The organism is Microbacterium sp. PM5 (genome assembly GCF_003293595.1).
In the GTDB taxonomy this organism is placed as follows: Bacteria; Actinomycetota; Actinomycetes; order Actinomycetales; family Microbacteriaceae; genus Microbacterium.
On record NZ_CP022162.1, the window covers coordinates 922,164 to 944,791 of the forward strand.

The 22,628-nt window shown below is 68.3% G+C and carries 20 protein-coding genes and 2 tRNA genes; 14 read left to right on the plus strand and 8 right to left on the minus strand.

Translation table 11 applies throughout. From position 1 onward, the window contains the following. The 3 genes from pepN to CEP17_RS04640 form a co-directional block, all read right to left on the minus strand. A complete protein-coding gene (pepN, locus tag CEP17_RS04630) occupies window positions 1-2,547 on the minus strand; it encodes an aminopeptidase N (protein WP_112932868.1) in 2,547 nt (848 codons plus the stop codon). Between the two features lie 74 nt (window positions 2,548-2,621). After that, complete coding sequence (locus tag CEP17_RS04635) at window positions 2,622-4,268, minus strand: SulP family inorganic anion transporter (protein ID WP_112931437.1); 1,647 nt, start codon at window positions 4,266-4,268, stop codon at window positions 2,622-2,624. Next, window positions 4,265-4,633, minus strand: coding sequence for a metalloregulator ArsR/SmtB family transcription factor (locus CEP17_RS04640; RefSeq protein ID WP_039416813.1), 369 nt, complete (start codon window positions 4,631-4,633; stop codon window positions 4,265-4,267). Before CEP17_RS04640 ends, CEP17_RS04635 begins: the two co-directional genes overlap by 4 nt. A gap of 90 nt (window positions 4,634-4,723) precedes the next feature. On the opposite strand from CEP17_RS04640, the gene CEP17_RS04645 reads away from it, so the two are divergent. From CEP17_RS04645 to CEP17_RS04660, 4 genes are read left to right on the plus strand one after another with little or no spacing between them, the layout of a single operon-like run. Further along, window positions 4,724-5,266, plus strand: coding sequence for a ribose-5-phosphate isomerase (locus CEP17_RS04645; protein ID WP_112931438.1), 543 nt, complete (start codon window positions 4,724-4,726; stop codon window positions 5,264-5,266). Further along, a complete protein-coding gene (locus CEP17_RS04650; protein WP_112931439.1) occupies window positions 5,266-6,264 on the plus strand; it encodes a DNA-formamidopyrimidine glycosylase family protein in 999 nt (332 codons plus the stop codon). Before CEP17_RS04645 ends, CEP17_RS04650 begins: the two co-directional genes overlap by 1 nt. 7 nt (window positions 6,265-6,271) lie before the next feature. Continuing rightward, window positions 6,272-6,982, plus strand: coding sequence for an FMN-binding negative transcriptional regulator (locus CEP17_RS04655; RefSeq protein ID WP_112931440.1), 711 nt, complete (start codon window positions 6,272-6,274; stop codon window positions 6,980-6,982). Between the two features lie 5 nt (window positions 6,983-6,987). Continuing rightward, window positions 6,988-8,484, plus strand: a complete 1,497-nt coding sequence (locus CEP17_RS04660) for an amidohydrolase family protein (RefSeq protein WP_204359858.1) — start codon at window positions 6,988-6,990, stop codon at window positions 8,482-8,484. A gap of 59 nt (window positions 8,485-8,543) precedes the next feature. Here CEP17_RS04660 and CEP17_RS04665 read toward each other — a convergent pair whose 3' ends face one another. After that, the gene (locus tag CEP17_RS04665) at window positions 8,544-9,029 is read right to left on the minus strand and encodes a DNA starvation/stationary phase protection protein (protein ID WP_036318335.1); all 486 of its coding nucleotides are present in this window, start codon (window positions 9,027-9,029) and stop codon (window positions 8,544-8,546) included. Window positions 9,030-9,161: 132 nt separating this feature from the next. Between CEP17_RS04665 and CEP17_RS04670 the strand changes: the two genes are divergently transcribed. Next, window positions 9,162-9,701 (plus strand): gamma carbonic anhydrase family protein, encoded by a 540-nt coding sequence (locus CEP17_RS04670; protein ID WP_036318334.1) that lies wholly within the window; start codon window positions 9,162-9,164, stop codon window positions 9,699-9,701. 45 nt (window positions 9,702-9,746) lie between these two features. Here CEP17_RS04670 and CEP17_RS04675 read toward each other — a convergent pair. Beyond that, window positions 9,747-9,820, minus strand: a tRNA-Gly gene (locus CEP17_RS04675). 106 nt (window positions 9,821-9,926) lie between these two features. Here CEP17_RS04675 and CEP17_RS04680 point away from each other — a divergent pair. The 6 genes from CEP17_RS04680 to CEP17_RS04705 all read left to right on the plus strand — a co-directional run bounded on the left by CEP17_RS04680 (window position 9,927) and on the right by CEP17_RS04705 (window position 14,990). After that, a tRNA-Pro gene (locus CEP17_RS04680) sits at window positions 9,927-10,000 on the plus strand. Between the two features lie 71 nt (window positions 10,001-10,071). After that, on the plus strand, window positions 10,072-11,565 hold the full coding sequence (tig, locus tag CEP17_RS04685; protein WP_112931442.1) for a trigger factor: 1,494 nt from the start codon (window positions 10,072-10,074) through the stop codon (window positions 11,563-11,565). A gap of 171 nt (window positions 11,566-11,736) precedes the next feature. Then, entirely contained in the window at window positions 11,737-12,321 is a 585-nt protein-coding gene (locus CEP17_RS04690) for an ATP-dependent Clp protease proteolytic subunit (protein ID WP_016465111.1), read from the plus strand. 11 nt (window positions 12,322-12,332) lie between these two features. Beyond that, complete coding sequence (locus CEP17_RS04695; protein WP_016465112.1) at window positions 12,333-12,998, plus strand: ATP-dependent Clp protease proteolytic subunit; 666 nt, start codon at window positions 12,333-12,335, stop codon at window positions 12,996-12,998. 155 nt (window positions 12,999-13,153) lie between these two features. Then, window positions 13,154-14,422 (plus strand): ATP-dependent Clp protease ATP-binding subunit ClpX, encoded by a 1,269-nt coding sequence (clpX, locus tag CEP17_RS04700; RefSeq protein ID WP_039416804.1) that lies wholly within the window; start codon window positions 13,154-13,156, stop codon window positions 14,420-14,422. 4 nt (window positions 14,423-14,426) lie between these two features. Next, the gene (locus CEP17_RS04705) at window positions 14,427-14,990 is read left to right on the plus strand and encodes a hypothetical protein (protein ID WP_239498587.1); all 564 of its coding nucleotides are present in this window, start codon (window positions 14,427-14,429) and stop codon (window positions 14,988-14,990) included. A 49-nt stretch (window positions 14,991-15,039) separates the two neighbouring features. On the opposite strand, the gene CEP17_RS04710 is transcribed toward CEP17_RS04705, so the two are convergent. Then, window positions 15,040-17,097 carry a M3 family metallopeptidase gene (locus tag CEP17_RS04710; protein ID WP_112931443.1) on the minus strand — a complete coding sequence of 686 codons (2,058 nt, stop codon included), beginning with the start codon at window positions 17,095-17,097 and terminating at the stop codon, window positions 15,040-15,042. Between the two features lie 71 nt (window positions 17,098-17,168). Here CEP17_RS04710 and CEP17_RS04715 point away from each other — a divergent pair, with 71 nt between their 5' ends. The 3 genes from CEP17_RS04715 to CEP17_RS04725 are packed head-to-tail and all read left to right on the plus strand — an operon-like array spanning window position 17,169 to window position 19,704. Then, window positions 17,169-17,789 (plus strand): helix-turn-helix domain-containing protein, encoded by a 621-nt coding sequence (locus tag CEP17_RS04715; RefSeq protein WP_036316170.1) that lies wholly within the window; start codon window positions 17,169-17,171, stop codon window positions 17,787-17,789. Continuing rightward, window positions 17,786-19,084, plus strand: coding sequence for an MFS transporter (locus CEP17_RS04720; protein WP_112931444.1), 1,299 nt, complete (start codon window positions 17,786-17,788; stop codon window positions 19,082-19,084). Before CEP17_RS04715 ends, CEP17_RS04720 begins: the two co-directional genes overlap by 4 nt. A 47-nt stretch (window positions 19,085-19,131) precedes the next feature. Continuing rightward, the gene (locus CEP17_RS04725; protein ID WP_204359859.1) at window positions 19,132-19,704 is read left to right on the plus strand and encodes a dihydrofolate reductase family protein; all 573 of its coding nucleotides are present in this window, start codon (window positions 19,132-19,134) and stop codon (window positions 19,702-19,704) included. 12 nt (window positions 19,705-19,716) lie between these two features. Here CEP17_RS04725 and CEP17_RS04730 read toward each other — a convergent pair whose 3' ends face one another. Together CEP17_RS04730 and valS are read right to left on the minus strand one after the other, a co-directional pair. Next, window positions 19,717-19,965, minus strand: coding sequence for a hypothetical protein (locus CEP17_RS04730; RefSeq protein WP_036285474.1), 249 nt, complete (start codon window positions 19,963-19,965; stop codon window positions 19,717-19,719). 1 nt (window position 19,966) lies between these two features. Further along, window positions 19,967-22,549 (minus strand): valine--tRNA ligase, encoded by a 2,583-nt coding sequence (gene valS / locus CEP17_RS04735; RefSeq protein WP_112931446.1) that lies wholly within the window; start codon window positions 22,547-22,549, stop codon window positions 19,967-19,969. Between the last annotated feature and the right edge of the window lie 79 nt (window positions 22,550-22,628).

The following is a 22,628-nucleotide window of genomic DNA, read 5'->3' on the forward strand; positions in this document are numbered from 1 at the left end:
TCAGCGGTCGGCGTCGTGCTCCTGCACGGCGAGGGCGCGCTCGACACCGGCGAGGTTCTCGTTGACGAGTCTGCGAAGGGCCGCCGGCGCGTCGGCGTGGGCGGCGAGCCACTGGCGGGTCGCGTCGCGCAGTGCGAGAGAGGCCAGTGGCGCGGGATACAGCCCCGTGATCAGGTAGTTCGCGATCTGGTAGGTCCGTGACTCCCAGACCGGCAGCAGCATGTCGAAGTACGGCTGGACGAACGACTCCAGCGCCGCGACGCCGGCCGGGTGCACGAATCCGAGAGCGGCCGAGCGCACGACGGTGTTCGGCAGATCGGCGCTGTCGACGAGCGACGCCCACGCGGCGCGCTTGGCGTCGACCGTGGGCAGGGCCGCCTTCGCCTGCGCTGCGAACTCTCCACCCTTGGCCGTGTTGTCCGCAGCCAGCGCCGCATCGATCTGCTCGGCAGAGACGACGCCGCCTGCTGCCAGCGACACCAGCAACGCCCACGAGAGGTCGGCGTCGATCTCGAGCCCCGGCAGCGTCAGCTCCCCGTCGCGCAGAGTGCGCACCGTCTCCCACTGCGCGGGAGTCGCCGCCGCCGAGGCGAAGGCGGTGACGAACTGCAGCTGGCTGTCGCTGCCCGCCTCGGCATCCTGAGCCAGTTCCCACAGGCCGTCGGCGACGCGCACCCGCGCGGCGTCGCGCTTGTCCGGGGCGACGTAGGCGTTCGCGGCGAGCTGCAGCTGCGCGAGGGTCGTGCGCACCGTCGTCGACTCGGTCTCGGCGCCGATGTTGCGCAGCACCAGGTCGATGTAGTCGGATGCCGACGCTTCGGCATCCCGCGTCTGGTCCCAGGCCGCACCCCACACGAGCGAGCGCGCCAGCGGGTCGCTGATGCCGGCGAGGTGGTCGATCGCGGTGGTGAGCGAGCGCGCATCGAGACGGATCTTCGCGTAGGCGAGGTCGTCGTCGTTCAACAGGATGAGGTCGGGCTGACGTTCACCGACGAGCTCGGGCACTTCGGTGAGGTCGCCGTCGACATCCAGTTCGATGTGGCGCGTGCGCACGAGCGCTCCGCCCTCGAGCGCATAGAAGCCGACGCCGAGGCGGTGCGCACGGATCGTGGGGTAGTCGGCCGGCGCGGTCTGCACGATGGCGAACCGCGAGATGACGCCGTCATCGCTCACGCGAAGCTCCGGCGCCAGCGTGTTGACGCCCGCGGTCTCGAGCCACTTCTGCGACCAGCCGGACAGGTCGCGCCCGCTCGTCGCCTCGAGCTCGACCAGCAGGTCGGACAGCTCGGTGTTGCCGAACGCGTGCTTCTGGAAGTACTGACCGACGCCCGCGAAGAAGGCGTCGATGCCCACCCACGCCGCCAACTGCTTGAGCACGGATCCACCCTTGGCGTAGGTGATGCCGTCGAAGTTGACCTGGACGTCTTCGAGGTCGTTGATCGTGGCGACGACCGGATGCGTGGAGGGAAGCTGATCCTGGCGGTAGGCCCAGGTCTTCTCCATCGCGTTGAAAGTCGTCCACGCCTCGGTCCACTCGGTCGCCTCGGCTGTGGCGATGGTCGACGCCCACTCGGCGAACGACTCGTTGAGCCAGAGGTCGTTCCACCACTTCATGGTCACGAGGTCGCCGAACCACATGTGGGCGAGTTCGTGCAGGATCGTGACGACGCGGCGCTCCTTGACGGCGTCGGTCACCTTGCTGCGGAAGACGTAGGTTTCGGTGAACGTCACTGCACCTGCGTTCTCCATCGCCCCTGCGTTGAACTCGGGGACGAAGAGCTGGTCGTACTTGGCGAACGGGTAGGGGACGCCGAACTTCTCCTCGTAGTACGCGAATCCCTGGCGAGTCTTGTCGAAGATGTACTCGGCGTCGAGGTGCTGCCAGAGGCTCTTGCGGCCGTAGACACCGAGCGGAACGACGGCGCCCGAAGCGCTGGTCAGCTCGCTGAAGGTCGCCTCGTACGGGCCGGCGACGATCGCCGTGATATAGGAAGAGATCCGCGGGGTGGGCTCGAACGCCCAGATCGCGGCGCCACCGTCGCCGGGCACCGGCTCGGGAGTGGGGGAGTTGGAGATGACCTTCCAGGCGGCGGGGGCCGTGACGGTGAAGCGGAACGTCGCCTTCAGATCGGGCTGCTCGAACACGGCGAAGACGCGGCGGGAGTCGGGAACCTCGAACTGCGAGTAGAGATAGACCTCGCCATCGACCGGGTCGACGAAGCGGTGCAGGCCTTCGCCCGTGTTGGTGTACAGGCAGTCGGCGTCGACGATGAGCTCGTTCTGCGCACGCAGACCCTCCAGGGCGATGCGGGAGTCGGCGAAGGCGGACACCTCCACGGCGTCACCGTTCAGGGTGATCTCACGCACATCGCGGGCGATGAGGTCGATGAAGGTCGAGGCCCCCTCGGTGGCGCCGAAGCGCACGACCGTGCGTGAGCCGAACACCTCCGGGCCACGAGTGAGGTCGAGCGCGATGTCGTACGACTGCGTCTCGACGATGGCGCGGCGCTCCTGCGCCTCGATGCGGGTGAGGTTCTCTCCAGGCACTGCGGTACTCCCGTGGGTGAGGGGTGTGGTCTGAACCATCCGGCACTGCTGGCGCCGACGGCAACCCGACCAGCCTACGCGGTCGCCGTTTCGCGCTGCACGTGGGTGCGGGCGTGTGCGATAGCGGAGGGCAGATCCGCGAACAGGTGGTTGTGGTGACGGAGAGCCGCCAGCACGCCCACCGAACGGAACAGCTCTTCGTGTCGGGGCTGCACCCCCTTGATCAGCACCGTGATGCCGCGACGCTCCAGAGCCTGCGTGAGCTCGCCGAGCATGTGCGCCCCGGTCGCATCGACCAGTTCGAGCTGACTCATCCGCATGATGACGACCGAGACGTCTCGAATCGCGTCGACCTCGGCCGACACCCGGTCTGCCGAGGTGAACGACAGCGGTCCGTCGAAGCGCAGGATCGCGATGCGCTCGTCACCGGGCTGCGTGTGTCCACGCACGTCTTCCCGCCGCACCTGTGACGCTTGCGACATGCCGCGCAGCGCGAAGAATCCGGCGAAGGCGACTCCGATGACGACCGCCACGATCAGATCGAACGAGACGGTGATGACGGCCGTGGCGACGAAGGCCACGGCATCCGCGCGCGTGGAGCGCAGAATGGCCCGCACGGTGTCCACGTGCACCATCCGGACCGCGGTGACCATCAGCACGCCCGCCAGGGCGGCGAGAGGGATCTGCCCGACGGGGCCGGCGGCCGCGAGCACAACCAGGAGCAGGACGACGGCATGCGTCACCGCGGCGAGGCGGCTGCGGGCGCCGGAGCGGACGTTCACGGCAGTGCGCGCGATCGCTCCGGTCGCGGGCATTCCCCCGAACAGCGATGAACCGATCGATGCGAGCCCCTGCCCGACGAGCTCGCGGTCGGGGTCGTACGTGCCCGTGTCCCCGAGGCTCGCCGCGACGCGGGCGGACAGGAGCGATTCGATCGCGGCCAGGGCCGCAACCGTCGCCGCGGGAGCGGCCAGAGCCGTGAGGCTCGAAAGATCGATCGCCGGCACAGCGGGAGCGGGCAGCGTGCCGGGGAGGGCGCCGATCCGCGCCAGCGGAGCGCCGACGACGAGCGCCGCGGCGGCGACGACGACGATGCCGACCAGAGAACCGGGAACGCCGCGGTGCAACCGAGGGGCGCCCCACATACAGACAACGACGATGCCGACGGCTCCCAGCGCCCACGCGGCATACGCGGGATCGAGATCGGTGACGGCCTGCACGGCTGCGACGATCGCGTTGGAGCTGTGCTCGCTCGCGCCCGCGACATGGGGGGATACGAGTGCCGGGATCTGCTGGGCGAAGATGATCACCGCGATGCCGAGCGTGAATCCTTCGATGACCGGCCACGGGATGAACGAGACGGCCCGCCCGAGTCGCAGCACACCGGCGAGCATCACCAGGATGCCCGCCAACAGCGTCACCACCACGACGGCGCCCGGCCCACGTGTGGCCACGATCGGGACCAGGACGACGACCATCGCTCCGGTGGGTCCGGAGACCTGGACGTGGGAGCCACCGAACACCGCCGCGAGCACCCCGGCCACGACGGCCGTCACCAGGCCCGCCTCCGCGCTGAGGCCCGCGCTCACGCCGAAGCCCAGCGCCAGGGGGAGTGCGACGATCCCCACCGTGACACCCGCGACCAGGTCACCGCGCCACGAGCGCGCGAGACCCGCGTAGTCCGCGCGCGAGGGCAGCAGGGTGCGGACCCGCAGGTTCACGAGCGCGCCGCCGGCAGGGCGGGCAACGACTGCGCATCGACGAGGAGGTCGCCGTCCGCGCTCAGGATGCCGAGGAGCAGCTCGCGCGCCGCGGTCAGCAGGTCCGCGACGCGGGGATCGGCCAACCGGTAATAGACGTGACTGGCGCGGCGCTCAGACTCGACAAGGCGGTGACGGCGCAGCACGGAGAGGTGCTGCGACAAGTGGGACGCCTCCAGCCCGGTCTCCGCCTGGAGGTCCGCGACGCGCACCTCCTCGGCCCCGGCGAGCAGTTCGAGAAGGCGAATGCGGAAGGGGTGCGCGAGGCCTTTGAAGAGGTTCGCCTTGACCTCGTAGAGGGGACGCTGACTCTGGGTGAATGGCATGATCATTCCATCATATCGACACGTGCTGCGGCGCCACAGTGACGTCGCAGCGACGCCGCAGTGACGCCGAGCGCTCCCTAGGATGGGGGCATGCGCATCCACATCGCCACCGATCATGCGGGGCTCGAGTTCTCGACGCAGCTGCAGCACCACCTCGCGGAGCAGGGCCACGACGTCGTGGACCACGGCCCGATCGAGTATGACCCGCTCGACGACTACCCCGCCTTCTGCATCCGTGCCGCCCAGGCCGTCGTGCGCGACCAGGCCGCCGGGATCGAGACGCTGGGCGTCGTCTTCGGCGGATCGGGTAACGGCGAGCAGATCGCCGCCAACAAGGTACGCGGCATCCGGGCGGCGCTCGTGTGGAGCATCGCCACGGCCGAGCTGGCGCGGGAGCACAACGATGCCAACGTGATCTCCATCGGCGCGCGCCAGCACACCGTTGATGAGGCGATCGCCTTCATCGACCGCTTCATCGCGACACCGTTCTCGGGTGAGGAGCGCCACGCGCGCCGCATCGCTCAGCTGGCCGCATTCGAGAACGACGGGACGCTCCTTCCGGATCCGCGCGCCGCTGCGGCAGCGCCGGCCGGTGGCGAGTCCGTCGACGCGATGGATCCCGAAGCCGGCTGATGCCCGAAGGTCACTCCGTACACCGCATCGCGCGCCAGTTCGATCGGAACTTCGTCGGACGAGAGGTCTCGGCATCCAGTCCACAGGGCCGCTTCGCCGAGGGCGCCGCGGTCATCGACGGCCGTGAAGCCCTGGAAGTGCGCGCCGTCGGCAAGCAGATGTTCCTCGCCTTCGATGGCGACGTCTGGCTGCGTGTGCACCTCGGTATGTACGGCGCGTGGGACTTCGCGGGCGAGATCGAGATCGACCCCACCATCGCCTCGGCCAACGGCCGCATGGGACAGACCAATCAACGGGGAACCGACCTCGGTGCCGTCTACGACGCCGACGGCGAGAACTCGCTGAGCTCGATCGGCGCACCGCGCAAGGCTCGCGTGCACGTCCGGATGAGCGAGCAGACACGCGGCCTCGACGGCGCCGACGAGACCGCGTGGCCTCCGCCGATCGTCGGACAGGTTCGGCTGCGCCTGCTCACCGCCGTCACCTCCGCGGACCTCCGAGGCCCCACCGCCTGCGAGCTGCAGACGCCGGACGAGGTGCAGGCGACGATCGCGAAGCTCGGACCCGACCCTCTGGTCGATGATCTCGCCGAGGGGGAGGAGCGCTTCGTCGCGGCCGTCCGCCGCAAGGCGACGCCGATCGGCCTTCTGCTCATGGACCAGTCCGTCGTCAGCGGCATCGGCAACGTCTACCGCGCCGAGCTGCTGTACCGCGCACTGCTCGACCCGCACACGCCCGGAAAGATGGTTCCCGAAGAGCTCGTCCGACAGCTCTGGCGCGACTGGACACGCCTGCTCGTGATCGGAGTCGAGACGGGTCAGATGATGACCATGGACGACCTCGATCCCGAGGCCTACCGGCGCGCGATGGCGAGTCGCGATGATCGGCACTGGGTGTACCACCGCGCCGGGCTGCCCTGTCGCGTCTGCGGCACCGAGATCGTGCTCGAGGAGATGGCCGCCCGAAAGCTCTACTGGTGCCCGAACTGCCAGAAGTGAGGCATCGATGAGACAGAACCCGAGCTTCACCGTGACCGACGTCGCGGAGCTGCGTCGCATCCTCGACGAGAACCTCTGGATGACGCTCGTGAGCCACGGCCCCGATGGTCTGGTCGCCTCGCATTACGCCGTGCTCCTGGACGACGACCACGACGACCTCACGGTCGTCGGTCACGTCGGCAAGCCGGACGATGCGATCCACGGTCTGGGACAGCACGAGCTGCTGGTGATCGCCCAGGGGCCGCACGGGTACATCTCGCCGCAGTGGTACCTGCCGGGGCCGAACGTCCCGACCTGGAACTACGTCGCCGTGCACCTCTCCGGCATCCCCGAGATCCTCACCCCGGACGAGAATCTCCGTGTGTTGGAGCGGCTGGTGGCACGCTTCGAGAGCGCACTGCCCCAGCCGCGGCTGATGTGGCAGCCGCCCAACGACGAAGACTTCATCCGCCGACTGGAACGGGGCACGGTCGGCTTCCGCCTGACGCCCACGAAGGTGGTGGCCAAGCGCAAGCTGAGTCAGAACCGACCAGACGAGACCGTTGACGAGATCGTCGAACAGTTGGAAGCCGGCAGTCCCTACGCCGACCCGCGCCTGGCCGGGGAGATGCGCCGCGCGCACGAGGCCCTGCGGGCCGCGCGTGGTGCACAACTCCGCCTGAACGGGCCGGGGCAGCCGTCGCCGTCGCCGTCGCCAGGTCGTGAGGAGGAGTTGTGAACGGGATGCCGCCGCGAGGCGCGACCGTCGACGTGATCGCCGATGCCCGCCTGACGGGTGCGGAGCGTCTCGACCCGTTCGGTGACGACCCGGTCGACATCCACCTCGCCCAGGGGCGGATCGTCGACATCGCCCCGTCGCGCGCGCTTCCCCGACGCGGCGAGGTGCTCGACGCGGATGGCGGCTGGGTGATCCCGGGACTCTGGGACCACCACGTGCACACAGTCCAGTGGGCGCTCGTCGCGCAGCGCGTGGCGCTGGGCGGAGTCAGATCGGCCGCAGAGGCTGCAGCGATCATGGGCCGCACCGCACCGTTGGCCGACGGCCGCCGGGTCGGAACGGGCTTCCGTGACGCACTGTGGCCCGATGAGATGTCACTCGCGACCCTGGATGCAGCGACCGGCGACGTTCCGACGTATCTCATCAACGCCGATGTGCACAGCGTGTGGCTCAACACGGCGGCGTTGCGTCGTGAAGGGTTCGCGCCCGACGACAGCGGCGTTCTCCGCGAAGAGCCCGCCTTCGAGATCTCGCGCAGGCTCAACGCCGCCGATCCTCTGGAGGGCGGTCGCCTTGTCGGCGACGCGCTGAGCGCGGCTGCAGCTCGCGGGGTCGTGGGCATCGTCGATCTCGACATGGCGTGGAACGCCGACGCGTGGCGGCGTCGCCTGTCCGCCGGCTTCGACACGACCCGCGTGCGCTTCGGCATCTATCCACCGCAGCTCGATCGCGCCCTGTCGGAGGGACTGGCGTCGGGTGATGCCCTGGACGCCGCGGGACTCGTGCGGGTCGGTCCGCTCAAGATCATCACCGACGGGTCGCTCGGCACCCGGACGGCGGCGTGCTCGCACGCCTACCCCGACGATCCGCACAACCACGGCGTGCTGACCGTGACGCCGGAGGTGCTCGTCGACCTGATGACGCGCGCCACCGGGGGAGGCCTGGCCTGTGCCGTCCACGCCATCGGCGACGTCGCGAACTCGCACGCTCTCGACGCCTTCGCCGGCACGGGAGCGACGGGGACGATCGAACACGCGCAGTTGGTCGCGCATGCGGATATCCCGCGCTTCGGGAGGCTCGGCATCGGCGCGAGCGTCCAACCCGAGCATGCGATCGATGACCGCGACATGACCGACACGATCTGGGCGACACAGACGAGTGTGCCGTACGCGCTGCGCTCGCTCGCCGCAACAGGGGCGAACCTTCTGTTCGGATCCGACGCGCCGGTCGCGGCCCTCGACCCCTGGGCCGCGATGGCGGCCGCCGTTTTCCGCACGCGCGACGGTCGCCCGGCCTGGCGCCCGGACGAGGGAGTGGATGCCGCCACCGCCCTCGCCGCGTCCACGGAGGGCGGCTCGCACACCGGCTCGGCGCTGTTTCCCGGCGACATCGCCGACCTCGTGGTCGTCGACCGCGACCCGCTGACGGCCGCGGAGGCGGATCTGCGCGCGACGCGCGCACACGCGACCATGATCGAAGGCCGCCTCACACACGTGGGGTGAGCCCGAGCAACGACGAACGCCCCGGGATCCGATCCCGGGGCGTTCGTCTCGAGCCGTCGTTACGCGGCGAGGTGGGCCGAGAGGAACCAACGGTCCTTCTCGAGGCCGGCCTTGATCGCGATCGCGACGTCCTGGCTGGTGAGGTCGGTCTCGTCGAGGCCGTCGATCGCGGCCTGCACGTCGGCGATGACGGCATCCATGTCCGAGACGATGGCGACGATCTCGTCCTGCCACTGCGCGAAGCCCGCGGGAACCGCGGTCGCTCCGGTCTTCTCCGCGACGGTGGACACGCGCGCGTCGAGAGGCAGGCCGAGGGCGACGATGCGCTCGGCGGCCAGGTCGGCGAAGCCCTGGGCGTTGCTGACGACCTGGTCGAGCAGCTCATGGATCGCGATGAAGTTCGCGCCGCGCACGTTCCAGTGCGCCTGCTTGCCGTTGACGGCGAGAGCCTGCAGTCCGAGAACCACGGGCGTCAGGAACTGGGCGGTGCCGGCGGCCGCCTCGGGGCCGGCAGCGGTCATGGAAATGTTCTGCGTCTTGGTCATGATCTCGTCTCCATTCGTCGTGGGTCTCCCACGTTGATGACAACGCTAGCGAGCGCCTCGCATTCCGCAAGGAAGAGAAGGCTGGGCTTACGGACGGGCCGTGAATTTGATACGGAGACTATCGTCGGCCTCATGACGATCGCCGAAGACGCCTCGATTCTGTCCATCCCTGCCGGTCGGCCGGTGCTGCACGAGACCGCGTTCGTCGCCTCGGGCGCGCGTGTCGTCGGTGACGTCACTCTCGAAGAGGGCGCGAGTGTCTGGTACAACGCCGTCGTGCGCGGCGACAGCGCTTCGATCGCTCTGGGAGCCGGAAGCAACCTGCAGGACAATGTCTCGGTGCACGTGGATGCCGATCACCCCGTGATCATCGGGCGGAACGTGTCGGTCGGTCACAATGCGGTCGTCCACGGATGCACGATCGGCGACGGCTCACTGATCGGGATGGGCAGCGTGGTTCTCTCTGGCGCGGTCATCGGTTCGGGATGCCTCATCGCCGGGGGAGCGGTGGTGCTGGAGGGGACCGTCATTCCGGATGGATCGCTTGTGGCCGGTGTCCCCGCCAAGGTGCGCCGCGAGCTCACCGCCGAAGAGAAGGCCGGTATCCTCCGCAACGCCCAGATCTATCGGGCGCACTCGACCGCGCACGCGACGGCATCCGACGGGCGCTGATCTTGCCACGCCCGTGATCTTGTCGCAGGCCCCTCGATGCTCATATGGAGGGGATGACGGGAATCGAACCCGCACCATCAGTTTGGAAGACTGAGGCTCTACCATTGAGCTACATCCCCGAGGCCGCTTGCGAGCGGCATCCCGAAGAGTCTACAAGGTCTTGTCGGCTAGACTGACCAACGGCCGTTATTCGGCGCACGCGACCTGAAAAGGTGAGTGCGCGCCCGGGGCGTAGCTCAGCTTGGTAGAGCGCCCGCTTTGGGAGCGGGAGGCCGCAGGTTCAAATCCTGTCGCCCCGACACGAACGACCCCCAGACCTAAGAAACCACGGACGCGCACGTGTGCGTCCGGACACGAGGAGAACACAGGCATGGTCACCAGCACCGTCGAGAAGCTCAGCCCCACGCGGGTCAAGCTGCACATCACGGTCACCCCGGACGAGCTCAAGCCGAGCATCTCGCACGCGTACGAGCACATCGCCCAGGACATCCAGATCCCCGGTTTCCGCAAGGGCAAGGTTCCCGCCCCGATCATCGACCAGCGCGTCGGCCGTGGTGCCGTCATCGAGCACGCGGTCAGCGAGGGACTGGATGCCTTCTACCGCGAAGCCGTCACCGCCAACGAGGTGCGCATCGTCGGCCGTCCGTCGGCCGAGGTCATCGAATGGCCCAGCGACAAGGACTTCTCCGGTGACCTCAAGGTCGAGGTCGAGGTGGACGTGCGTCCCGAGTTCGATCTGCCGGCCCTCGACGACGTCACCGTCGAGATCGACGCCGTCGAGACCGACGCGGCCGCCGTCGATGCGGAGCTCGACCGCCTGCGCGGCCGCTTCGGCACGCTGGTGACCGTCGACCGTCCCGCAGCCAAGGGCGACTTCGTCGAGCTGAACCTCGTCGCAACGATCGACGGCGCGGAGATCGACCGCGCAGAGGGCGTGTCGTACGAGGTCGGCTCGGGCGAGCTGCTCGAGGGCATCGACGAGGCCGTCGAGTCGCTCACCGCCGGTGAGGACACGACGTTCCGCAGCTCCCTCGTCGGCGGCGACCACGCCGGCCAGGAGGCGGAGGTCTCGGTGACCGTCACCGCCGTCAAGGAGCGCGAGCTGCCCGAAGCCGACGACGACTTCGCGCAGATGGCCAGCGAGTTCGACACCATCGCAGAGCTGCGCGAGAGCCTCGCCGAGCGTGTCTCGGAGCAGTCGGTGTACCTCCAGGGCGCTGCGGCGCGCGACAAGCTCATCGAGGCGCTGCTCGCCAAGGTCGAGATCCCGGTGCCGGCGCAGCTGGTCGAGGACGAGGTGCACACGCACCTCGAGGGCGAGGGCCGCCTGGAGGACGACGAGCACCGTGCCGAGGTCACCGAGGCCAGCGAGAAGCAGTTCCGCACGCAGATGATCCTCGACAAGCTTGCCGAGGCTCACGACGTGCAGGTCTCGCAGGAGGAGCTGACGCAGTACCTCATCCAGTCGGCCGCGCAGTACGGTATGGCTCCCCAGGAGTTCGTCGACGCTCTTCAGCAGGGTGGGCAGCTGCCCGCCATGGTCGGCGAGGTCGCCCGCAACAAGGCCCTCGCGATCGCCCTCGGCAAGGTGTCGGTCGTCGACACCAACGGCAAGGCGGTCGACCTGACCGGCTTCGTGGTCGAGGATGAGGCAGACGCCGAGGCCGAGGTCGTCGCGGAGGCGGAGGAGATCGCCGATGAGGCGGCCGCCGCAGAGGCGAAGCCGGCGAAGAAGGCGCCCGCGCGCAAGCCCGCGGCCAAGAAGGCCGACGCGGATGCCGCCGAGGAGCCGGCCGCGAAGAAGCCCGCCGCCAAGAAGCCCGCCGCCAAGAAGGCGCCGGCGAAGAAGGCCGACGCGGAGTAAGTCGCCCGGGATCGTTCCCCCTGAAGGGCCGGATGCTGCGGCATCCGGCCCTTCGGCGTCGTCCGGGCGGCGCACGCGACACGAGGCTCCGCCGACGGCGAACACGGGCGAGGCGGCCTGCCTGCGCAGATAGATTCAATGGCGTACGGAAACCCGGAATCAGGAGTATCCATGGCTGAACCACTTGTCGCTACGAGCGTCTTCGACAGACTGCTGAGAGACCGCATCATCTGGCTGGGGTCGGAGGTGCGCGACGAGAACGCGAACGAGATCTGCGCCAAGATCCTGCTTCTCGCGGCCGAAGACAGCGAGAAGGACATCTACCTCTACATCAACTCGCCCGGCGGCTCGATCACTGCGGGCATGGCGATCTACGACACGATGCAGTTCGTCCCGAACGACATCGTCACCGTCGGCATCGGCATGGCCGCCTCGATGGGACAGCTGCTGCTCACCGCCGGCACCAAGGGCAAGCGCTACATCACGCCGAACGCCCGCGTGCTGCTGCACCAGCCGCACGGCGGCTTCGGCGGCACGGCGAGCGACATCCAGACGCAGGCACAGCTCATCCTCGACATGAAGAAGCGTCTCGCCGAGATCACCGCCGCCCAGACCGGCAAGTCGGTCGAGCAGATCAACGCCGACGGTGACCGCGATCGGTGGTTCTCCGCCGAGGAGGCCCTGGCGTACGGCTTCGTCGACCACATCCGCGAGTCGGCCACCGATGTCATCGGCGGCGGCGGCACCAAGAACTGAAGGAACTGAGAATGAACATGCCCACCGCCGGCATCCCGCAGGGCTTCCAGATGCCCTCCAGCCGCTACATCCTGCCGCAGTTCGAGGAGCGCACCGCCTACGGCTACAAGCGTCAGGATCCGTACAACAAGCTGTTCGAGGATCGGATCATCTTCCTCGGCGTCCAGGTCGACGACGCGTCGGCCGACGATGTCATGGCGCAGCTGCTTGTGCTCGAGTCTCAGGACCCGGACCGCGACATCATCATGTACATCAACTCGCCGGGCGGCTCCTTCACCGCGATGACCGCCATCTACGACACGATGCAGTTCGTGTCTCCGGAGATCCAGACGGTCGTCCTGGGGCAGGCAGCCTCCGCCGCCTCCGTGCTGCTCGCTGCCGGGGCCCCGGGCAAGCGGCTGGCACTGCCCAATGCCCGAATCCTGATGCACCAGCCCGCCGTCGGCGAGTCGGGACACGGTCAGGCATCGGACATCGAGATCCAGGCCGCCGAGATCATGCGCATGCGCACATGGCTGGAGGAGACGATGGCGCGCCACACCAACCGCACGCAGGAGCAGGTGCACAAGGACATCGACCGCGACAAGATCCTGTCGGCCTCCGAAGCGCTCGAGTACGGCGTCGTCGACCAGGTGCTGACCTCGCGCAAGCGCGTTCCGGCTGCGCTCACCTCCTGACCGGACACCACCCGACACAGGCCCCGCCGTCGCTTCGACCGCGGGGCCTCGTCAGGTGCGCAGAGTTTCACAACCGTGTCGCAATCCGGCGAGATGTCCGTCGCAGCGGTTAGGCTCGAATCGCATCCCTGAGAGTCTTCTGGAGGAGGAGCACCATGGCTCGCATCGGTGAGAGCGCCGACCTGTTCAAATGCTCCTTCTGCGGCAAGAGCCAGAAGCAGGTGCAGCAGTTGATCGCCGGTCCCGGCGTCTACATCTGCGACGAATGCGTCGAGCTGTGCAACGAGATCATCGAAGAACGCATGGCCGAGTCTTCGGACGGTGTCGTCAGCGACTTCGACCTCCCCAAGCCTCGCGAGATCTTCTCGTTCCTCGAGGAGTACGTCGTCGGTCAGGAACCGGCGAAGAGGGCTCTCGCCGTCGCCGTCTACAACCACTACAAGCGCGTGCGCGCCCACGGCACCCTGCAGTCGGCCGAGCAACGTGCCGACGAGGTGGAGATCGCGAAGAGCAACATCCTCCTGCTCGGTCCCACCGGCTGCGGAAAGACCTACCTCGCCCAGACGCTCGCAAAGCGCCTCAACGTGCCCTTCGCCGTTGCGGATGCGACCGCACTGACCGAGGCCGGCTACGTCGGCGAAGACGTCGAGAACATCCTCCTGAAGCTCCTGCAGGCCGCAGACTTCGATGTGAAGCGCGCCGAGACCGGCATCATCTACATCGATGAGGTCGACAAGATCGCGCGCAAGGCCGAGAACCCGTCGATCACCCGCGATGTGTCCGGCGAAGGCGTTCAGCAGGCGCTCCTGAAGATCCTGGAGGGGACGGTCGCGTCCGTGCCTCCGCAAGGCGGTCGTAAGCACCCGCACCAGGAGTTCATCCAGATCGACACCACCAACGTCCTGTTCATCGTCGCGGGGGCCTTCGCCGGTCTCGAGGACATCATCTCGGCGCGTGTCGGCAAGCACGGCATCGGGTTCGGGGCACCGCTGCACCGAAAGTCGGAAGATCTGAACCTCTTCGGCGAGGTGCAGCCCGAAGACCTTCACAAGTTCGGCCTGATCCCCGAGTTCATCGGTCGACTGCCCGTCGTGACCTCCGTGGCGCCGCTCGACCAGGCCGCGCTCATCGAGATCCTCACCGGGCCGAAGAACGCGTTCGTGAAGCAGTATCAGCGCATGTTCGAACTCGACGGTGCAGAGCTGGAGTTCGAGGACGATGCGCTTCGCGCGATCGCCGACCTCGCCGTGGCGCGCAAGACCGGCGCGCGCGGCCTCCGCGCCATCCTCGAGGACGTCCTCGGTCCCATCATGTTCGACATCCCCTCCACCGACGACGTCGCCAAGGTCATCGTGACCCGCGCAGCCGTGACTGAAGGAGCTCCGCCGACCCTCGTGCTGGAGCACAAGCGCAAGAGCGCCTGACGCGGTGTCAGCGCCGAACACGTCACCCGAGCAGCCCTCCAAGGCCGTTCGCGTGCTCCGCGTCACCGTCGCGATCGTGATGGCCACCCTCATCCTCGTCGGTGTCGGAGCCGTCACCTTCATGCACGCCTTCGGCCCGCGCGACGGAGAATCGATCGCGCATGCGCGCGTCGACATGGCGGCACGCGAGCTGCAACGGCGGGTGAACCAGCCGGGCCCGGGTGTGGATGCACAGACGCTCGCCGCCGCCGAGTTCATCGGGACGGTCGGGGGAGCAGACGTCCACGCGTATTCGTGGCGCGGGTCGACGTCCGATCCCGACGGGGCCCGCATCGACGTCCGCCTGCGCGTGAGCGTCCAACCGCAACCGTCCCGCGAACTCTTCCAGCCCGGTGTCGCCGCAGGAAGCGCCACGGAGTGCTTCCGGTTCCACGTGCGGCAGGGTCGCTCGTCCTATCGGCCGATCGAATGCCCCGCCTCGATTCCGTCCTCGACGCCGACCCTCCCCGCGTCCGCGGCCCCCTCGCCGTCAGCGACGCCCCTTCCGATTCCCTCGGCGACACCCTGAGCGAGGCAGCGGGAGGTGGCGCCATCGCACACCGCCTCCCGCCCGCTCGTCAGCTTCCGAGTCCTCGCCGCACCAGCAGAGGCGCGATGTCGGCATCCCGCCCGCGGAAGTCACGGTACGCCTCCAACGGGTCCTTCGAGCCGCCCACTCCGAGCACGCGGTCGCGGAAGCGATCGCCACCGGCGCGGGTCAAGCCCCCGTTCTCCGCGAACCACTCGACCGTGTCGGCGTCGAGCACTTCGCTCCAGATGTACGAGTAGTAGCCCGCGCTGTAGCCGCCCGAGAACACGTGAGCGAAGTAGGTGGACGAGTACCGCGTCGGCACGACCGGATTGTGCAGACCGATGTCCGCCAGCGCCGCTGCCTCGAACGCGGCGACGTCCGTCACCGCACCGGCCTCCTCGACGTTCACGCCGTGCCATGCCTGGTCGAGCCACGCCGCGGCCAGGTACTCACTCGTGGCGAACCCCTGGTTGAAGGCTTCGGAGGCGTGCAGGCGGGCGACGACGTCGGCGGGCAACGGCTCGCCGGTGTCGATGTGCCGAGCATACGAGGAGAGCACCTCCGGCCAGAGGATCCACATCTCGTTCACCTGACTCGGGAACTCCACGAAGTCGCGGAAGACCGCGGTGCCGGCGAAGTGCGGGAAGGTCACCGTCGCGAACAGACCGTGCAGCGCGTGCCCGAACTCGTGGAACATCGTCGTGACCTCGTCGAGCGTCAGGAGCGTCGGCTTGCCGGCCGCCGGCTTGGGCACGTTGAGGTTGTTCACGACGATCGAACGCGTACCGCGCAGGTGCGACTGCGTCACGATGGAGTTCATCCATGCCCCGCCGCGCTTGGTGTCGCGCGTGTAGAGGTCGAAGAGGAACAGGCCGAGCGCGGATCCGTCGGCGTTGTGCACTTCGAAGACGCGCACGTCGGGGTGGTAGGCGGGAAGATCGGGACGTTCGGTGAACGTGATGCCGTACAGCGAGGTCGCGGCGAAGAAGACCCCGTCGACGAGCACCCGCTCCGCCTCGAACCAGGGCCGCAGTGCCGTGCGATCCACGGCATACTCCGCTTCGCGCACACGCTCGGTATAGAACGCCCAGTCGTGCGCTTCGAGCGGGAACGACTCGGGCTCAGCGTCCACCATCGCCTGCAGCGCCGCCTGCTCCGCGCGCGCGTTGGCCGCCGCCGGTGCAGCGAGCTGCCGCAACAGCGCACGGACGGCCTCGGGAGAGCCGGCCGTCTCGTCGCTGGTCACGTAGGCGGCGTGGTTCTCGTATCCGAGGAGCGCAGCCCGCTGCGCACGCAGGCGCACGATCTGACGCAGCACGTCGCGATTGTCGTTCGCGTTGCCGCGCGAGCCACGCGATCGCGAGGCCGCGAGCAGACGTCGGCGGCTCTCGCGGCGCGTGAGGCTCGACAGGTACGGATGCCCGGTGAAGAGCGTGAGCGTCACGACGTAGCGCCCCTCGAGTCCGCGGTCCGCGGCATTCTGCGCGGCGGCAGACAACTCACCGTCCGTCAGGCCGTCGAGCTCGTCCGCGGAGTCGAAGACGACGGCGAGGTCGTTCGTGTCCGCGAGCAGATTCTTCTCGAACGTCGTCGTGAGCACCGACAGCCGCTGGTTGAGATCCGTGAGCTGCTGCTTCTCGGCATCGTCGAGCCCCGCGCCGGCATGAGCCATCTCGCGGAATCGACGTTCGACCAGATAGCGCTCCTCTGCGCTCAGCGCATGTTCGTCGCGACCGTCGAAAACGGCCCGTACTCTCGCGAAGAGCGCGCCGTCCAATTGCACGGCATCGTGATGGGCGGCCATCAGCGGCGCGAGCGTCTCTTCGACCTCCTGGATCTCGGGCGTCGCGTCGGCGGAGGAGACCGTGTAGAAGGTGCGCGTCACCTGGCCCAAGAGCTCTCCGGCGCGCTCCAACGCGACGATCGTGTTCTCGAAGGTGGGGGCGGACTCGTCAGCGACGATGGCATCGATCTCGCTGCGGTGCCGCGCGAACCCCTCCATGAACGCGGGGAGATAGTGCGCCGGGGCGATCGACGAGTAGTCGGGGAGGCCGTAGGGCAGTGAAGAGGGTGCCAGCAGAGGATTGGAGTCGACGTCGATCATCCCTCCAGCGTAGGCCGGAAATTTCCAAAGATCTGGTTGCAAAGGCTTCTTTGCAAGAGTAGCTTTGCATCATGACCCCCGATGATGCACCCGACGGATCCGTAACGGGACGCGCCGAAGAGCGCCGACTCGACGCCGGAGCGCTGCGCGCCCTCGCCCACCCGCTGCGGATCGAGATCTTCGACATCCTCAACCAGTACGGCCCGCAGACGGCCAGTTCCTTGGCGGCGATGACGGGGGAGTCGTCCGGGGCAACCAGCTACCACCTACGCGCACTCGCGAAGCACGACCTCATCCGAGAGATCAGTGACCGCGGCACGGGACGCGAGCGCTGGTGGGAGCGGCCCCGCGGCGGCATCTCCTTCACCAACCCGGAGGCGATGAAGACGCCCGCCGGCAAGGCCGCCACGCAACTCGTCATGAGCGAGTTCCTCACGCGGCGTCACCAGCAGTTGATGCGCTACGTGACCGAGAGCTTGGCCTCTCCCGACGGCCTCGACGAAGCCAACGCGATGGTCGCCACCTCGACGTTGCGACTCACTCCGGCACAGACGGAGGCGCTCATCACCGAGATGCACGAGCTCGTGCTGCGCTACGGCGACCTCTACCGCGATCAGACCGGCGAGGACCTCCATCCCATCAGCATCCGCACCGACGTTTTCCCGCTCCCCGAAGATGGACTCAGCTCATGACGACTCCCGCCACCCACGAGGATGCCGGGGCACCGGCATCCTCGCCGCTGCCACCCGTCCACCGGGCCCCGCTCGGGCGGGGTTTTCGCACGCTGTGGTCGGCGGCGGTCTTCAGCAACCTCGCCGACGGTGTCGGACGCACGGCGGTGCCCCTGATCGCCATCACGCTGAGCTCCGACCCGCTGGTGATCTCGGTGCTGTCGGCATTGGCGTTCGTGCCGTGGTTGATTTTCGGCTTGCCCGCGGGGATGATCGTCGACCGCCTGGATCGGCGCTACGTCATGGCGTTGGCGAACGTGATCCGGGGAAGCGTGGCGCTGTGGCTCGCCGTCCTCGGTGCCTCCGGCAGCCTGAGCCTCTGGGCGCTGTTCGTCGGCACGCTGGTGTTCGGCCTGGGCGAGACGCTGTTCGACAACGCCACGAATGCGGTCATCCCCGGCGTGGTCGAGCGTGATCAACTCGATCGCGCGAACGGGTGGATCCAGGCTGCTCAGGTGACCGTCGACAGTTTCATCGCCACCCCGATCTCCGGCATCCTGTTCGCCGTCTCACTCGCCCTGCCGCTCTGGATCGGTTCGGCGGGGTACCTTGTCCCGGTCGTCCTCGCTCTGCTGCTTCCCCTTTCGGCGGATCGGCCGCTTCGCGCGCCGGCCGATCCTGACGACGCCGCTCTTCCTGCTGCACAGCGCTCGGGGGCGCGGGAGGCGCTCTCCTACCTGTGGCATCACCGCTATCTGCGCACGATGGTCGTGTTCACCTCGTTCACCGGAAGCGCGCTGGCTTTCGCGCAGGCGGTCATCGTCCTCTTCTTCGTCGACGCGCTGGCCGTCCCGGCCGCTGCCATCGGGTTCGTCACCGCCGGTCTCGGGGTAGGCGCCCTGTGCGGATCGCTGCTCGCGCCGCGTCTGGTGGCTCGATGGGGGCGGGGCCCGGTGATGTTCGCAGCAATCCTCAGCGGAGGTGTCGCGATGCTTCTCACCGGCATCGCACCGTCGGTCTGGACGGCCATCCTCGCCTTCGCAACCGCCGCGTGCGCGGTGTCGATCTGGAACGTGCCGTGGGGCAGCCTGCGTCAGCAGATCATCCCGCCCGACATGTTCGGCCGCGTGCTCGGCATCACGCGCACCCTCACCTGGGGGCTGTTCCCGATCGCCACGATCCTCGGCGGCCTCGTCGCGCGGATCGATCTGCGCCTGCCCTTCCTCATCGGTGGCGCGGCGACGGCGATCGTCGCTCTCCTCGGCATGCGACTGCTCATCGCGGGGACGCGACAGGCGGGAGCGGAGATCGCTTGACGGCGCTCAAGGCGGCGATGTCGGAGCAGACCCCTACCGTCGTTGGCATGGGGCGAATCATCTTCGACACCGCCGTTTCGCTCGACGGCTTCATCGCCGATACGGACGGCTCACTCGAGTGGCTCTTCGCTGCGGCCGGCGGGACCGACCCCGATCCAGACCTGCTTCCCTCGAACGCCGGCGCTCTGGTGGAGGGGGCGACGACGTACGAGTGGGTACTCGCGGCGGAGGATCTGCTGGTGCGCCCCGAGCGCTGGCGAGAGCTCTATGGCGACACGCCCACGTTCGTCTTCACCACGCGCGCGCTGCCGATTCCCGCGGGCGCCGATGTCACCTTCGTCTCCGGTGCGGTCGCTGCGGCGCTGCCGCGGATCCGCGCGTCGGCAGGAGACCGTGACATCTGGGTCGTGGGGGGCGGAGACCTGGCGGGTCAGTTCTTCGACGCGGGTGCCCTCGACGAGATCGCCGTGTCGGTCGCGCCCGTCACGCTCGGCGCAGGGGCGCCGCTGCTGCCCCGGCGCATCGAAGCAGAGCGCCTCTCCTTGCGCTCTGCTCACGCGGCTGGGCCCTTCGCCCGGCTCGTCTACGACGTCGTGCCGCCGACGCCGTCCTTCACCTAGGAGCGCCCGTTCTCAGCCGAACTCATCCTCGTCGTCGTGCCGCACGAGCACCTCACCGGATGCCGTGGCCTCCACGATCACGCCGGTGTCCAACTCGGCGATCGGGCGCCCCTCCAAGAAGGTCAGCGTCCAGCGAGGGCGCGGCTGGCCGAGGTCGTCGCCGGGTAGGGCGCGATCGACAGCGTGGATCTGCGGTCGCAGGACGGCAGGAACGGCCGCCGGCGGCTCGTCGCCGCTGGTCCAGCGTGTCCCGAGCTGCATCTCACGCCTCCGGAGCGAGCTCGACGGCCTGCACGACCAGGCCTTCCCCGCCACCGACCAGCTCCAGCTCGGCGATGCGCCCGACAGCCTTGAGGTCGCCCTCTGCGAGACGGAGGGCGGCGATGGTCACGTCGTCACCCCCGAGCACGAGGCGCGCCACCGGCGTCTTCTGAGACGCCTTGGCCTCGGTCTTGGCACGGCGGATGCCGATGAGCGCAGCGCTGGCCGCCGCGAGCACGCCCGGGTCACCGGGTGCGCCGCCGTCGACAGGCTCAGGCCAGGACGCAGTGTGCACCGAGCCGTCCTCGAACCATGACCAGGCTTCCTCCGTCGCGAACGCGAGCACGGGGGCGAGGAGACGCAGCAACGTCGACAGCGCCGTGCGCAGCGCCAGGGCGGCAGAAGCCTGACCGACGTCGGTCTGGTTGTAGGCGCGCTCCTTGACCAGTTCGAGATAGTCGTCGCAGAAGGTCCAGAAGAACGCCTCGGTGATCTCCAGGGCGCGTGCGTGGTCGTACGCCTCGAAGGCGGCCGTCGCGTCGCGCACGACGCGGTCCAGGGTCGCGAGCATCGCGGCGTCCAAGGCGTGCGTCACCGCGGCACCCGCGGGAACCGGGAACGACAGCACGAACTTGGCGGCGTTGAGCACCTTGATCGCCAGTCGTCGCCCGATCTTCACCTGGGTCGGGTTCTGGGGGTCGAAGGCCGCGTCGGCGCCCAGACGGCTGGAGGCGGCCCAATAGCGCACCGCGTCGGTGCCGTGCTGGTCGAGGATGTCGGCAGGCGTGACCACGTTGCCCTTGGACTTCGACATCTTCTTGCGATCGGGATCGACGATGAAGCCGCTGATGGCGGCATCCGACCACGGAGCCCGATCGTCCTCGAGAGCCGAACGCACCATCGTCGAGAACAGCCACGTGCGGATGATGTCCTGTCCCTGCGGACGCAGGTCGAACGGTGCGACGACATTCCAGAGCTCGTCGTCGCGCTGCCACCCGCCGGCCAGCTGGGGAGTCAGCGAAGACGTCGCCCACGTGTCGAAGATGTCCTTCTCTCCCTCGAAGCCGCCGGGCACGCCCCGCTGCGACTCGTCATACCCGGGGGCCGCGTCGGTCGTCGGATCCACCGGCAGCGACGCGGCATCCGCCGTGATCACAGCGCCGTCGATCCTCTCGCCGTTCTCGTCGAGCGGGTACCAGACGGGGATGGGCACTCCGAAGAAGCGCTGACGGCTGATGAGCCAGTCACCGGTGAGGCCGTTGGTCCAGTTCTCGTAGCGCACGCGCATGAAGTCCGGATGCCACTGCATGCCCTGACCGAGTTCGATGAGCTTCTCGCGGAACGCCTCGTCGCGGGCGCCGTTGCGCAGGTACCACTGGCGCGTCGAGACGATCTCCAGCGCACGGTCGCCCTTCTCGTAGAACTTCACCGGGTGGCTGAACGGCTTCGACACCTGCAGCAGCTCACCCGACGCCTCGAGCAGCTCGACCATCTTCTTCTTGGCACTGAAGACCGTGAGCCCGGCCAACTCGGCATAGGCGGCCTTCGCGGACGCCGTCGTCAGAGCTTCGGGGGCGTCGGGCAGGATGCGACCGTCCTGACCGAGGATCGTACGGTTGGGCAGGTCGAGCTCACGCCACCAGACGATGTCGGTGACATCGCCGAACGTACACACCATCGCGATGCCCGACCCCTTGTCCTGCTGGGCGAGGGGATGCGCGAGAACGGGTACCTCCACGCCGAAGACCGGAGTACGCGCCGTCTGGCCGAAGTACGGCTGGTACCGCTCATCGCCGGGATTGGCCACGAGAGCCACGCAGGCCGCGAGCAGCTCGGGACGGGTCGTCTCGATGTGGATGTCGCCCGAGCCGTCGCTCTTGTGGAAGGCGAGACGGTGGTACGCGGCCTGCTGCTCGCGATCCTCGAGCTCGGCCTGGGCGATGGCGGAGCGGAAGTCGATGTCCCACAGGGTCGGGGCGAGCGCTTGGTAGGCCTCGCCGCGCTGGAGGTTGCGCAGGAACGCGAGCTGGCTCGTTCGGATGGTGTCGTCGGAGATCGTGCGGTACGTCTGCGTCCAGTCGACCGAAAGTCCGAGCTGACGGAAGACAGCCTCGAACGCCTTCTCGTCTTCGAGCGTCAGCTCCTCGCACAACTCGATGAAGTTGCGGCGGCTGATGGGCACCTGATCGGCGGGCTTCAAGCTCTTCGCGTCGCCGCGGAACGGGGGAGTGAAAGAGGGGTCGTACGACAACGACGTGTCGCAGCGCACTCCGTAGAAGTTCTGCACGCGACGCTCGGTGGGCAACCCGTTGTCGTCCCATCCCATGGGGTAGAACACCGTCTTGCCACGCATCCGCTCGAAGCGCACCTTCACGTCGGTGTGGGTGTAGCTGAAGACGTGGCCGATGTGCAGCGAACCCGACGCGGTGGGCGGGGGCGTGTCGACCGAGAACACACCCGCGCGTCCCTTCGCCTTCGCGGCGTCGCGATCGAACAAGTAGGTTCCGGCCGCACTCCACGCGGCATCCCACTTCTGCTCGAGGCCTTCCAGGGCGGGCTTGTCGGGAATCTGCGCGTCGGACATGGGTCTCCTCGAGCGATATGTGCGGCACTGTGTGAGCGTGCCTGAGTGTGGAATGTGCCCCACAGTCTACCCGGCTCGC